A 12,498-nucleotide genomic window follows, 5' to 3' on the forward strand; every position below is an offset into this window, starting at 1 on the left:
GTACGGCGGACGAGCCGGCCGGGCGGTCGCGTCGGGTCCCTTCTGGGGGCCCGCCGAGGAACGTCCGGGCTCCACAGAGCAGGGTGGTGGGTAACGCCCACCCGGGGTGACCCGCGGGACAGTGCCACAGAGAACAGACCGCCCACCGCTTCGGCGGTGGGTAAGGGTGAAACGGTGGTGTAAGAGACCACCAGCGACCGAGGTGACTCGGCCGGCTCGGTAAACCCCACCCGGAGCAAGGTCAAGATCGACACCCTCGGGTGTCGTGCGCGAGTGTTCGAGGGCTGCTCGCCCGAGCTCGCGGGTAGACCGCACGAGGCTGTCGGCAACGGCAGCCCTAGATGGATGGCCGCCTCCCCGGGCCGCGCAAGCACCCCGGGAGACAGAACCCGGCGTACAGGCCGACTCGTCCGCCGCCTTCGGGTTCTCCGCCGAACGCCGCATGCCGCACGCCGCATGCCGCATACGTGCCCGCGTGATCGTGTGCCAACTCTCCGTGTTTTCGCCATCGGCTTTCCGGAATGGGCAACTGGCTGTCCGAATGTCGATTCGTCGGCGTACCGCCAATTCGTCGCGAGTTGTTTCGGCGCGGACATTTCAATCTCGGAGACAGCGAAAGGGCGGTCACCTTTCGGTGACCGCCCCTCACTTACTACCGGACCGCCTCAGGCCCAGCGGGCCCGCGGGAAGGTCAGGCCTTGCCCCAGGTGCCGGAGGACCACAGCGCGCTACCGTTGGTCGGGGTGCTGCCCGCGCGGTAGGTGACCATGTTGCCGTCCGACTGGATCCGGGTCCACGCGCCCGGGTTGTTCCAGGTGCCGTTGGTCCAGTACGCGGCCTTGTTGTCGGCCACGCCGAAGACGCCGGTGGGGTCCTGGACCGTGAGCGCGCCCGGGTGCCCCTGGGTGTTGGCCGCCCAGATGACGCCGCCGTCCTTCTTGCGGTAGATCACCAGGTTGCCGTCGGCCTGCTGGATCAGGATGGTGGTGCTGGACTCCAGCCAGTTGTTCGCGAAGATGGCCTGGCCGTACTGGCCGGTGCCCTTCAGGTTGTCGGCCGGCGAGTCGACGTACTGGCCGTTCACGAAGTCCGGGAAGAAGCCGGTGTCGTTCCGCCAGTACGGGGTGCCGCCGTTCGCGTCGCCGACCAGCAGCTCGCCGCCGTCCAGCACGAACACGGCGTTCGTCTTGTTCCAGGTGCTGGTGGACCACAGGGCGGTGGTGCCGTCCTGCTTGTAGAGGACGAAGTTGCCGTCGGCCTGCATGACGCCGTAGGCGCCGTTGTTGCCCCAGGTCTTGGTGGACCACAGGACCTGGATCTGCTTGCCGTTGTCGGCGGTCATGTAGAGCACCAGGTTGCCGTCGGTCTGCATCGTCAGGGTGCTGTAGCCGACCTTCAGGCTCTCGCCCGACTTCAGGGTGTCGCCCGCGTTCAGCAGCGCGTAGGTCGGGGTGACGACGGCGCCCTGCGGAGCGGCCTTGGCGGTCTTGGCCTGCTGCGCGACCTTCGGCATGGTGCGCGCGCTCGACGCGGCCTTGGCCTTGGTGCTGATCTTGCCGTTGGGCGCCGGAGCGGCGGAAGCCGCCGGAACCGCGACGGCCGTCATCGCACCGGCTGCGATCAGCAGCGCGGCGGCACGCTTGAACGTGCTCTTACGCATGGGTGTCCCCCCTCGAAGAGAAAATGGCTGGAGCCGTGATGAATCCAGCGGAGAATTCATACACCCGGCCGCGGACAGTGTTGCAGGCGGGGTGGGTCGCTCGCGACGGAAATTCGTACGAACTGTCAGCGAACCTCCGGCACAGCGCCGAAGAGCCCGGCCGCGCGACGGCGGCCGGGCTCTTCGGGGCGGTGCTGGCGGAGGCTCAGCCCACCGAGGAGTTGTAGCTCTCGATGGCGGGCTGGAGTTCCTTGGCGGCGTCCGCCAGTGCCTGCTGGGCGGTCTTGGTGCCCGCGATGGTCTGCTCGATCGCGGTCTCCACGCCCTTGCGGGCCTGCGGCATGACGCCGAGCAGGCAGCCGGCCGTCGCCGTGGTCGGCTTGGTGGCCTTCAGCTGGTCGATCGCGGTCTGGAACTGCGGGAACTTGCCGAGCCACTCCTTGTCGGCGGGCACCTCCAGCGCCTTGGAGTTGACCGGGAAGTAGCCGGTGCCGGTGTGCCAGGCGGCCTGCTGCTCCGGGGAGGTGAGGAACTTCTCGAACTCCCAGGAGGCGCGCTTCTGGGCGTCCGAGTGGCCCGGGCCGGAGATCCACAGCGAGGCGCCGCCGATGATCGGGCCGCCCTGGTCGTCCGCGGCGGTCTTCGGGAACGGCGCGGTGCCGACGGTGAACTTGGCGGCCTCGGTGTAGCCGCGCAGCACGCCGGTGGACTCCAGGTGCATGGCGACCGTGCCGGCCTTGAACGCGGCCTGCGCGTCCGGGGTCTGACGGCCCGTGTTGGCCGCGTAGCCGCCCTTGACCAGGTCGGCCCACCACTGGACGATCTCGGCGCCCTTGGCGGAGTCGAAGGCGACCTTGCCCGCCTTGCCGCTGCGGCCGTTCTCGGCGTCGCAGTACAGCGCGCCGTTCTCGGCCAGCAGCTGCTCGACGAACCAGCCGTAGATGGCCGCGCCGAAGCCGTAGCGGACGGTCTTGCCGCTGTCGTCCTTCTTGGTCAACTGCTTGGCCATGTCGCCGAGTTCGGCGAGCGTCGTGGGCGGCTTGGCGGGGTCGAGGCCGGCCTCCTTGAACGCGTCGTCGTTCAGGTACAGCAGCGGCATCGAGGAGTTGAACGGCATCGACTGCAGCTTGCCGCCGACCGAGTAGTAGTTGCGGATGTTGGCCTGCAGGTCGTCCAGCGAGAGGCCGTCCTTGTCGGCGAAGGCCTGCGCCGGGACGGTCTGCTTGGAGTCGATCATGAAGCGGGTGCCGATGTCGTAGACCTGCACCACCGCGGGCGTGGCCTTCTGCTGCACCGAGGCCTTGTACTTGGCGATCAGGTCGTCGTAGGTGCCCTGGAACAGCGGCTTGACCTCGATCTTGCCCTGGTGCGCGGCGTTGAACTGGTTCACCAGGGCGGTCAGCGCCTCGGCGTTCTTGCCGGTCATCGAGTGCCAGAACTCGACGGTGGTCACGCCGGACGCCTGGTCCAGCGCGGAGGCCGCCGGGGCGCCGGACTCGTCGGAGGAGCCGCCGGAGCCGCTCGAACTGCAGGCGGTCAGGGCCAGGCCGGACACCAGCAGCGCGGCGAGCGCGCGGGCACTTCTCTTCACGGGTTCTCTCTCTTCTGCGAGGGTGGGTACCGGGAACGGTGGTGAGAGCAAAGCGAGTCGAGCGGCCGTCAGCGGACCGCGCCGGCGGTCAGACCGCGGACGATGAACCGCTGGCCGAACAGCACCAGCGCCAGCGTGGGCAGCAGCGACAGCACCACGCCGGCCAGGATCAGACCGGGGTCGGCCATCTCGGAGTCCCGCAGCGAGGACAGACCGATCTGCAGGGTCTGCATGTTGGCGGTGCGGGTGATGATCAGCGGCCAGAAGTACTGGTTCCAGGAGGACAGGAAGACGTAGATGGCGAGCGCGGCCAGGGCCGGCTTGTTCAGCGGCACCAGGATCCGCCACAGGAAACGCCAGTGGCCCGCGCCGTCGATCCGGGCGGCGTCCCGCAGCTCGGCGGGGAACTGACGGAACGACTGCCGCAGCATGAACGTCCCGAACCCGGACGCCAGGAACGGCAGCACCAGGCCGAAGTACGTGTTGCCCATTCCCCAGCCCGACAGCGTCAGGTAGTTGGGGATGATGATGGCCTCCCACGGCACCATCAGGGTGGCCAGGAACAGGCCGAACACCACGGAGCGGCCGCGCATCGGCAGGAACACGAAGGCGTACGCGGCGAGCACCGAGGTGAACAGCTGCGCCAGCGTGATCAGGCTCGCCACCAGCAGCGAGTTGCCGTACTGGCGGACCAGCGGGATGGCGTGCACCGCGCCGGAGAAGTTCTCCCCGGTGATCGAGTGCGGCACCATCGCGGGCGGGTAGCTGGCGATCTCGTCCGGGCGCATGAAAGCGCCGGCGAAGACGTAGTAGACCGGGAACGCGACCGTCAACACGGCCACGGCCAGCACCGCGTAGACCCCGGCGCGGCCCAGCGCGGAGCGGAGGTGCACCGGCCGGCGGGCCGGGCGGACCGGATCGGCGACGGTGGGCGTCTTGGTGAGAGTGCTCATGCGTAGTGCACCTTCCGCTCCAGGACTCCGAACTGCACGGCGGTGCAGCACAGCACGACCACCATCAGCACCACGGCCTGCGCGCTGGCGGTGCCGAAGTCGCTGGAGCCGTAGGCGAACGCCTTCTCGTACACGGAGTACACCAGGGTGCGGGTGGAGCCGTCCGGGCCGCCCTTGGTGAGGATGTGGATCTGGCCGAAGCTCTGCAGCGCGTTCACGGTGGAGATCACCACCAGGAAGAACAGGCTGGGACCGAGCATCGGCACAGTGATCGACCGGGCCAGCCGCAGACCGGACGCGCCGTCCAGCCGGGCGGCCTCCAGGACCTCGCCGGGGATCGAGCCGATGCCCGCGGAGAGCACCAGCACGTTGTAGCCGAGGTTCATCCAGATCGTGGAGATCGCGATGGAGATCAGCGCGTACTGGGAGTCGGTCAGCCAGCCCACCGGGCCCAGACCGACGTGCGACAGCAGCCCGTTGAGCACGCCGCTGGCGGGGTTGTAGAACACCGAGAAGACCACCGAGGCGCTCGCCACCGAGAACGCGAACGGCAGCGCGAAGGCGGACCGCAGGAACCGCACGCCGCGGATCCGCCCCTCCATCAGGAGCACCAGCAGCAGCGCCCCGAGAACCCCCGGAACCACCGTGAACAGCACGAACAGCGCCGTGGTGACCAGCGTGGTGCGGAAGTCCGCCGAGGACAGCAGGTCGGTGTAGTGCTTCATCCCGACGTACTTGGAGGGCGCGCCGAACAGGTCGTTGGCGTGCGCGCTCAGATAGAAGGTGCGCCCCAGCGGATAGAGGATGAAGAGCGCGAAGACCACTACCGAGGGCAGCAGAAATGCCCAGGCGAGACCGTGCTCGCCGAACCGGCGCCTCGGCTCGGGAGGGCTTGATGCGGTCGGCATGCTGCGCGTCCGCCTTTCGTGACGTTGGTACCGGCCAAACCGTGTCGTCCCTGAACGACGGGTCGGCGAGGGGAGGGTGAGCGGAGGGTTGCGCGTATGTTACGCGTTCGCGTCACATCTACCCCGGTGAAGTGTTGCCACCCCACCGCGGTCGGTTCCGCGCCCTCCAGCAGCCGTTGTTCCGTCAGAACTACCGGCCGGTAGGAATACTGACTTCCGGTCACTGTGCGTGGCAAGGCTTCGGACGTGCTCGATTGATCTTCAGTTGTGAGGGAGTTGAGGCGGGGGCCGGGACAGGGGCGGGGCGGGGGTCGGGGCGATGCCGGGGCCGGGGTCCGGTGGGTGGCTCGGTGGGTGGGCTGGTGGGTGGTCCGGTGGGGGCCCGGTCGGTCAGCGCAGCAGGCGGCGCTCCTTGGCGATGGCGACCGCGCCGGAGCGGGTGTCGACGCCGAGCTTGGCGTAGATCCGGCCGAGGTGGGTCTTGACGGTGGCCTCGCTGATGAACAGCGCCCGGGCGATCTCCCGGTTGCCCAGGCCCTGGCCCAGCTGGTCGAGGATGTCCTGTTCACGGTCGGTGAGTTGGGGCATCGGGGAGCGCATTCGGGCCATCACCCGGGACGCCACCGGCGGGGACAGCGCCGGCCGGCCCGCCGCGGCCGAGCGGATCGCGGCGAACAGCTCCGCCGGGCGCTCCGCCTTCAGCAGGTACCCGGTGGCGCCCGCGTTGACGGCCCGGGTGATGTCGGCGTCGGTGTCGAAGGTGGTCAGCACCAGGACGTGACTGTCGCCCGGCCCGGCCAGGATCCGCCGGGTGGCCTCCACCCCGTCGATGCCGCTGCCGAGTTGAAGATCCATCAGCACCACGTCCGGCTGTAGGCGGGCGGTCAGTACCACCGCCTCCTCGCCGGTGCTGGCCTCGCCGACGACCTCGATCGAGCGGTCGCTGGACAGCAGCGCCAACAGCCCGGCCCGGACCATCGCGTGGTCGTCGCAGATGAGCAACCTGACCGTGTCGTCGTCGTTCATGGGGCCTCCGTGCGGTGCGGTGCGATGCGGGTAGTGCGGTGCGGGTGGCACAAGCGCGGTGCGCGTGTCGGGAGTTGGGGTCAGCGGGCCTCCGGTGGGCTCGTCAGTGGGATGGCGGCCGAGACCACGGTGCCCTCGCCCGGTGCCGACTCGACGGTGAGCGTGCCGCCCAGCTGCCGCAGGCGGGCCCGCATCGCGGGCAGCCCGTGGCCGCGCCCGCTGCCCGAACCGGCTACCCCGGGGCGGCGGTTCGGGCCACGGCCGCCGGGCGACAGGGTGAAGCCGCGGCCGTCGTCCGCGACGTCCAGCACCGCCTGGTCGCCCAGGTAGGAGAGGGTGATCGAGGCCCGGCCGGCTCGGGAGTGCTCCCGGACGTTGGCCAGCGCGCCCTGGGCGATCCGCAGCAGTGCGGACTGCGCGGCGGCCGACATCGGTACCGGGCTGCCGTCCAGTTGGAAGCGGACCGGCAGGCCGCTCTCGGCGGCCTCGCGTTCGGCGAGCGCCGCGAGCGCGGCCTCCAGGGTGCCCTGCTCGGCGAGGTCGGCAGGGGCGAGGTCGTGCACGAAGCGGCGGGCCTCGGCGAGATTGCGGGCGGTGATCGCCGCAGCCGTCCGGATGTGGCTGCGGGCGGCCGCTTCGTCCTGTTCCCAGGCCAACTCGGCGGCCTGCAGCAGCATCTGCTGGCTGGACAGGCCTTGGGCGAGGGTGTCGTGGATCTCGACGGACAGCCGCTCCCGCTCGGACAGCGCACCCTGCTGGCGCTCCACCGCGGCCAGCTCCCGGCGGGCCCGGATCAGGTCGATGATCAGCTTCCGCTGCCGGACGCCCTGCCGCTGCATGTACAGGAACACCGCGGTGGCGAGCGCGGCGATCGCCGGTGGCAGCAGCACCATCGTCGGATCGGCCCCCGGCAGCCGTAGCTCGGACACCATCACCAGCGCGGTGAGCGCCGTCACCAGCGGGATCGACGCCCGTGGCGGGAAGGCCCGGAGCACCGTGTACAGCAGGGGGACGGCGCACCAGGCGAAGCTGGGCGCCATCAACACCAGCACCGCCCAACTGCCCAGCACCGTGGCCAGCCAGGCCGGACGGCGCTCGGACAGGCCGGACAGGTGGCCCACGGCGAGGGCGGTGCTCAGCGCGATCACCCACGGCGTCAGCGCGCTGGTGAAGTGGTGCGCGAGGTAGCGCGTCAGCGAGGTGCCGAGCAGCAGCACGAAGGCCAGCCGCATGACCGCCACGAGCCAGCGTGCGTCCGGGTCGGCCGCTCGGGAGAGGGGTTGACGCATCATGGCCGGCCTCCTTTCGCTTGCTGGTCGGTGCTGGTCGGCGCACCTGTCGGTGACGATCGGTGACCGCTGGTGTCGTTCGGTCACCGGCCGTCACTTGGATGGTGCCCGCGGATCACGGCCTCCACATCAACCGATCGGCTGACACGGTTGTCGTCCATCTTGCTCCGCCGGTCGAGCCGGTTCGCCGATCCGCAGCACGGGTTCCGGCGGGAAGCATGTGAAGCGAGGCCGGAGCACTTCCGCAGTCCGGCCCCAACCACCGATCCAGGAGCCGAAGATGAAGAAGCTGAGCACCCGTACCCGCGTTGTCACCGGTGCCGTCGCGGTGGCCGCGGTCGGGGCGAGCGTGGTCGGTGCCGTCTCCGCCAACGCCGAGACGCCGAAGCAGGCCCCCGCCGGCGCCGCCGCGTCCGACGTCCAGAACAAGAGCACCTTCGAGACCCCGCACCTGACGGTCGAGTCCGCCGTCAAGGCCGCCCAGGCCAGCCTGGACGCCGCGGCGAAGGACGGCCAGAAGATCTCCGTCGCGGTCGTCGACCGGAACGGCAACGTGATCGTCGAACTGCGCGGCGACGGCGCCGGCCCGCAGTCCTTCGAGTCCGCCCAGCGCAAGGCCTACACCGCGGTGTCCTGGAACGCCCCGACCTCAGAGCTGGTCAAGCGCCTCGCCCAGGCGCCGAACCTGAAGGACATCCCCGGCACCCTGTTCCTCGGCGGCGGCGCCCCGGTCCAGCTGAAGGGCGCCCCGATAGCGGCCGTCGGCGTGGCCGGCGCCCCCAGCGCCGACCAGGACGAGAAGTTCGCCCAGGCAGGTGTGGCCGCCTTGAGCAAGTGACCCGCGGGGGCAGCACCGGGGCCGGTGGTTCGCACCCCGGACGAGGGGAGCGGGCCACCGGCCCGGGCGGCACGATGCGGCGGATCAGGCCTCCCGATAGGCGCACAGCGCCCAGATCACGAAGACGTCCAGCGCGATCAGCACCAGCGACCACAGCGGGTAGGAAGGGATATCAAGGAAGTTGTCCACCAGGCTCACCGCGGCGAAGAGCACACCGGCGATCCGCGCCCAGAACATGCCCTTGATCACGAAGAGGCCGGTCAGGGCGAGCAGCGCGCCCACCACGAGGTGGATCCAGCCCCACGAGGTGAGGTCGAACCGGAAGACGTACCGAGGGGTGCTCACGAAGACGGCGTCCTCCGCGATCGCCATGATCCCGCGGAACACCTCCAGCAGGCCGCTCACCAGCATCAGCACACCGGCGAACAGCACCGTCCCGGACACCCAGGGCTTGTTCCCGGGCGCCGGTGAACCGTGCGACCCGGGCGTTGCCGGGGTCGGGGTCGGGCCGACGGACGAGCTCATGGGAACCTCCTTGGGCCGAAAGTGGACCTGTGACGACCCTCGGCCCGCCCACCCTCCGAAGCACACCGGGGGGCTCCATTCGGGTGAACTTCCGGGTGCCTTCGCAGGCCCCCGTCGACCCGACCGCCGCAGGGCGTCCGGCCACGCACCGGATCGCCCCCGCCGCGCCCGCTGTGTTTACTGGTCACAGTGCCCGGGCGCCCGGCGAGGAGGTGCCGCAGCCATGGCCGACACCCCTTGGAACGACCTGCCGCAGCCGCTGCGCCGCGTGTTGGACGGCACGCCCGCCGGCGTCGGCGTCCTCGACACCGAACTGCGCTTCCGCTACGTCAACCCGGCGCTGGCCGCGATGAACGGCGTCCCCGCCGAACAGCACCTCGGCCGGACGATCGCCGAACTGCTGCCCGGCGTCGACCCCCGGGAGGACCTGCTGCGCGCCGTGCTCGCCGACGGCCGCCCCCGCGAGATCACCTCCAGCGGCCACACGCTGGCCGGATCCCCGCTGCACCAGCGCTACTGGCACGGCGCGTACCACCGGCTGGAGACCGCCGGGCGGCCGGTCGGGCTGGTCGGCGTCCTGCTGGAGGTCACCGCCGCCCACCGCCAGCAGCACGAACTCGAACAGGCCCGGGCCCGGCTCGCCCTGCTCGACACCGCGGCCACCCGGATCGGCACCACCCTCGACGTCGACACCACCTGCGGCGAGCTCGCCGCCTTCCTGGTCGACCACCTCGCCGACGCCGCCACCGTCGAACTGCTCCCGCACCCCGACAGCCGGCACGCCCGCCTCCTCCCCGACGGCGGCCGCCGGTTGCAGCGCACGGCGATCGCCGCCAAACCGGACCTGCTGGAGCAGATCCGGCAGGTCGGCGAACGCGGCGAGTACGTCGACTACCGGCCCGACTCCGCCGTGCCGCGCTGCCTCGCCGAGGGCCGGCCGGTGATCGAGAACCTGCTGACCGAGTCCGATCTGCGCCGCACCGCCCCCAATCCGGAGCGGATCGCCGACTTCCGGGCGCTGCTGATCCACTCGGCGATGGTGGTGCCGCTGACCGCCCGCGGGCACCGGATCGGCACCGTCACCCTGCTGCGCGCCGCCCCCTCCCCGGGCTTCGACGAGGACGACGCGGTCGCCTCCCAGGACCTCGCGGTGCGCGCCGCCATCAACCTCGACAACGCCCGCCGCTACAGCCGCGAGCACGCCGTCGCCGTCGACCTGCAGCGCGCCATGCTCGCCGAACCCGGCAGCCCGCACCCGGACATCGCGGTCGCCTTCCGCTACCGCCCGGCCGGCACCAGCGCCCTGACCGGCGGTGATTGGTACGAGACGGTGGCGCTGCCCGACGGCCGTACCGTGCTCGCCATCGGCGACGTGATGGGCCACGGCATCGAGGCCGCCGCGCACATGAGCCACTACCAGGCGATGCTGCGCGCCATGGCCCTGCTGGAGCCGTCCGCCGACCGGCTGCTGGCACGGATGGACGGCCTGGCCGGAGACGTGCACGACTACCGCCCGTCCACCTGCCTCGCGGTGTACGCCGAACCGGCCCGCGGCCGCTACTGCTTCGCCAGCGCCGGCCACCTGCCGCCCGCCGTGGTCCGCCCGAACGGCGAGGTGGCGCTGCTGCCGGTGGAGCCCGGCCCGCCGCTCGGCACCGGCCGCAACGGCTACGTCCCGAGCACCGCGGTGCTGCCGCCCGATCACACGCTGCTGCTGTTCACCGACGGCCTGGTCGAGCGCCGCGACGAGGACATCGACCGCTCGCTGGAGCGGTTCACCGCCCGGCGGCTGCCCGCCGGGGCCGGCCCGGACCGGCTGCTGGACGCGGTGCTGGCCGGTGCCCCCGACCCGGCCGAGGACGACATCGCGCTGCTCGCCGCCGCCGCCCGGGTGCGCCCCGGGCAGCTCCGCGCCCGGGAGGTGATGACGGTGCTGACCGGCGGCCGGTGGCAGCCGCTCCGATGAGGTGCGGGCAGGCGGGCAGTGGGCGGGCGAGAGGCGGGCAGGGGGCGGCGGGCAGGCGAGGTGCGGGCGGCGGGGTGGTCAGCCGGTGGTGAGCGAGTGCAGTGCCAGGGTGCGCAGGTCGGCCAGCCGGGCCCGGTCCCAGCCGTGGTAGACGGCGTTGGTGCACAGCACCACGTAGCGGCCGGTGGCCGGGGAGAGGAAGAGGCTGGTGCCGGTGTAGCCGTGGTGGTAGGCCGAGCCGTCCGCGGTGATCAGCCAGGCGAGCCCGCGGTGCAGGCCGGGTTCGACGGTGGCGCACGGGCGGAGGCTCTCGGCGAACCAGTCGGCCAGCGGGCTCGCGCCGGTCAGCAGGTGCTCGGCGTAGGCGGCGAGGTCGTCGGAGCAGGAGAACGCCCCGGCGTGGCCGGCCACCCCGCCGAGCAGTGCCGCGCTCGGGTCGTGCGGCACGCCCCAGGTGCGGGGCGCGCCGAGCAGCCGCCGTTCGGTCGGGGCGAGCTGCGGGTCGCGGGGCAGCGGCCCGTACGCGGTGCGGTGCAGGCCGAGGTCGCGCCACAGCTCCTCGGCGAGCAGGTGCAGCGGGCGGCCGAGCAGCGCGGGCAGCAGCAGGCCGAGCAGGATGAAGCCGCGGTCGATGTAGCGGTGCCGGTCGCCGGGCGGGCTCACCAGCGGCTCCGCGCACAGGTGCTCGATCAGCGGTCGGCCGGTGTGCTCGTAGCGGGCCAGGCCGGTCTTCGGCACCAGCCCGGAGGTGTGGGCGAGCAGGTGTCGGACGGTCAGGTCGCCGCCGGGTGCGGGCAGTTCGGGCATCCGGTCGCGCAGCGGGGCGTCCAGGTCGAGCCGCCCGGTGCGGACGGCGACGCCGATCAGCGGCCAGGTGGCGAGCACCTTGGTGAGCGAGGCGAGGTCGTACCGGGTGTGCGGCCCGGGCCGGGCGTCGCCGCACTCGGGGGCGACCAGCCCGTGCCCGACGGTGGTCCGCCCGACGCCCGTCTGGCCGACGGTCAGCACACCGCCGGGGAACAGCCCCTCCGCGACGGACTCGGCGAGGGCGGCGCCGAGGCCGGTGGCGGTGGCGGTGGTCCAGGCGTTCTGCACGGCGTCCCTCTCGTCCGGGCGGCGCTTCGTTCGGATTGTCGCCCGCGCCCGGCGGTGGGCACCAGAGAGGGCACCGGACGTCAGGTGTGCTGGGCGGCCAGCGCGTCGAGGGCGGTCAGGGCCCGGTCGGCGTCGTCGGCGGGGACGAACAGGTGGTCGTGGTGGAAGCCGGCCACCACGTTGCAGCTGATGCCGTGCTCGGCGAGTGCGGTGGCGACGGCGGCGGTGAGGCCGACGGCGTCCAGCGCCGAGTGCACCCGCAGGGTGATCCAGGCGGCGGTGAACGCGTGCGGCAGGCCGAGCGATTCGGCCTCCTGTTCGGGGACGACGAAGGTGACGCCCTCGGGTTCGGCCACCGTGACGACCGGCCGCAACCCGGCGGGCACCCGCCCGGGAAGCGTGCAGTACACGTAGCGGCCCGGATTGAGGACGGGACTCAACCCGGACAGCAGCTGTCGAAGATCGCGTTCGCCTGCCATGGCCGTCACCGTAGTGGCTGCGGACCGCCCGGTGGAGCCGCTGCGGGGGCGTGTCGGGGTGGCCGGGAGTTTCGGCCGGGCCGCCCCAGCGGGCTCCGGAGGGCACTTCGGCCACCTGGTCCCCGGGCGTCCCGGTGGTCGCATATAGCCAACAACTCCCTTTGTTTG

General features: G+C 71.7%; 11 protein-coding genes and 1 other RNA gene. 3 read left to right on the forward strand and 9 right to left on the reverse strand.

Translation table 11 applies throughout. The features are described 5' to 3' along the window. Positions 1 to 10 precede the first annotated feature (10 nt). Positions 11 to 413: RNase P RNA component class A (rnpB, locus tag ACFV4P_RS10590), an RNA gene on the forward strand. Positions 414 to 691: 278 nt separating this feature from the next. Here rnpB and ACFV4P_RS10595 read toward each other — a convergent pair. The 6 genes from ACFV4P_RS10595 to ACFV4P_RS10620 all read right to left on the reverse strand — a co-directional run bounded on the left by ACFV4P_RS10595 (position 692) and on the right by ACFV4P_RS10620 (position 7,430). Next, complete coding sequence (locus ACFV4P_RS10595; RefSeq protein WP_380469479.1) at positions 692 to 1,660, reverse strand: hypothetical protein; 969 nt, start codon at positions 1,658 to 1,660, stop codon at positions 692 to 694. A gap of 205 nt (positions 1,661 to 1,865) precedes the next feature. Further along, entirely contained in the window at positions 1,866 to 3,251 is a 1,386-nt protein-coding gene (locus ACFV4P_RS10600) for an ABC transporter substrate-binding protein (RefSeq protein WP_380469481.1), read from the reverse strand. 68 nt (positions 3,252 to 3,319) lie between these two features. Continuing rightward, entirely contained in the window at positions 3,320 to 4,204 is an 885-nt protein-coding gene (locus ACFV4P_RS10605) for a carbohydrate ABC transporter permease (RefSeq protein ID WP_380469483.1), read from the reverse strand. Further along, positions 4,201 to 5,112, reverse strand: coding sequence for a carbohydrate ABC transporter permease (locus ACFV4P_RS10610; protein WP_380469485.1), 912 nt, complete (start codon positions 5,110 to 5,112; stop codon positions 4,201 to 4,203). Before ACFV4P_RS10610 ends, ACFV4P_RS10605 begins: the two co-directional genes overlap by 4 nt. Before the next feature lie 390 nt (positions 5,113 to 5,502). Further along, positions 5,503 to 6,138, reverse strand: a complete 636-nt coding sequence (locus ACFV4P_RS10615; protein WP_380469487.1) for a response regulator — start codon at positions 6,136 to 6,138, stop codon at positions 5,503 to 5,505. An 80-nt stretch (positions 6,139 to 6,218) separates the two neighbouring features. Then, positions 6,219 to 7,430: a sensor histidine kinase gene (locus ACFV4P_RS10620; protein ID WP_380469488.1), complete on the reverse strand. Its 1,212-nt coding sequence runs from the start codon at positions 7,428 to 7,430 to the stop codon at positions 6,219 to 6,221. 277 nt (positions 7,431 to 7,707) lie between these two features. On the opposite strand from ACFV4P_RS10620, the gene ACFV4P_RS10625 reads away from it, so the two are divergent. Continuing rightward, entirely contained in the window at positions 7,708 to 8,265 is a 558-nt protein-coding gene (locus tag ACFV4P_RS10625) for a heme-binding protein (RefSeq protein ID WP_073812047.1), read from the forward strand. Between the two features lie 84 nt (positions 8,266 to 8,349). On the opposite strand, the gene ACFV4P_RS10630 is transcribed toward ACFV4P_RS10625, so the two are convergent. Then, positions 8,350 to 8,790: a hypothetical protein gene (locus tag ACFV4P_RS10630; protein ID WP_380469491.1), complete on the reverse strand. Its 441-nt coding sequence runs from the start codon at positions 8,788 to 8,790 to the stop codon at positions 8,350 to 8,352. A gap of 223 nt (positions 8,791 to 9,013) precedes the next feature. Here ACFV4P_RS10630 and ACFV4P_RS10635 point away from each other — a divergent pair, with 223 nt between their 5' ends. After that, positions 9,014 to 10,756, forward strand: a complete 1,743-nt coding sequence (locus tag ACFV4P_RS10635; RefSeq protein WP_380469494.1) for a SpoIIE family protein phosphatase — start codon at positions 9,014 to 9,016, stop codon at positions 10,754 to 10,756. Between the two features lie 78 nt (positions 10,757 to 10,834). Here the strand turns inward: ACFV4P_RS10635 and ACFV4P_RS10640 are convergent, their stop codons facing one another. Then, positions 10,835 to 11,851 (reverse strand): serine hydrolase domain-containing protein, encoded by a 1,017-nt coding sequence (locus tag ACFV4P_RS10640; protein WP_380469497.1) that lies wholly within the window; start codon positions 11,849 to 11,851, stop codon positions 10,835 to 10,837. Between the two features lie 80 nt (positions 11,852 to 11,931). Further along, positions 11,932 to 12,330 carry an ACT domain-containing protein gene (locus ACFV4P_RS10645; protein WP_380469500.1) on the reverse strand — a complete coding sequence of 133 codons (399 nt, stop codon included), beginning with the start codon at positions 12,328 to 12,330 and terminating at the stop codon, positions 11,932 to 11,934. Positions 12,331 to 12,498: the final 168 nt, after the last annotated feature.

The sequence above is a fragment of the Kitasatospora sp. NPDC059795 genome (genome assembly GCF_042732175.1).
GTDB lineage: Bacteria > Actinomycetota > Actinomycetes > Streptomycetales > Streptomycetaceae > Kitasatospora.

Coding starts and splice junctions, on each gene's coding strand:
- ACFV4P_RS10595 (WP_380469479.1), bottom strand. CDS start 1,660: ATGCGTAAGAGCACGTTCAAGCGTGCCGCCGCGCTGCTGATCGCAGCC.
- ACFV4P_RS10605 (WP_380469483.1), bottom strand. CDS start 4,204: ATGAGCACTCTCACCAAGACGCCCACCGTCGCCGATCCGGTCCGCCCG.
- ACFV4P_RS10610 (WP_380469485.1), bottom strand. CDS start 5,112: ATGCCGACCGCATCAAGCCCTCCCGAGCCGAGGCGCCGGTTCGGCGAG.
- ACFV4P_RS10615 (WP_380469487.1), bottom strand. CDS start 6,138: ATGAACGACGACGACACGGTCAGGTTGCTCATCTGCGACGACCACGCG.
- ACFV4P_RS10620 (WP_380469488.1), bottom strand. CDS start 7,430: ATGATGCGTCAACCCCTCTCCCGAGCGGCCGACCCGGACGCACGCTGG.
- ACFV4P_RS10625 (WP_073812047.1), top strand. CDS start 7,708: ATGAAGAAGCTGAGCACCCGTACCCGCGTTGTCACCGGTGCCGTCGCG.
- ACFV4P_RS10630 (WP_380469491.1), bottom strand. CDS start 8,790: ATGAGCTCGTCCGTCGGCCCGACCCCGACCCCGGCAACGCCCGGGTCG.
- ACFV4P_RS10635 (WP_380469494.1), top strand. CDS start 9,014: ATGGCCGACACCCCTTGGAACGACCTGCCGCAGCCGCTGCGCCGCGTG.
- ACFV4P_RS10645 (WP_380469500.1), bottom strand. CDS start 12,330: ATGGCAGGCGAACGCGATCTTCGACAGCTGCTGTCCGGGTTGAGTCCC.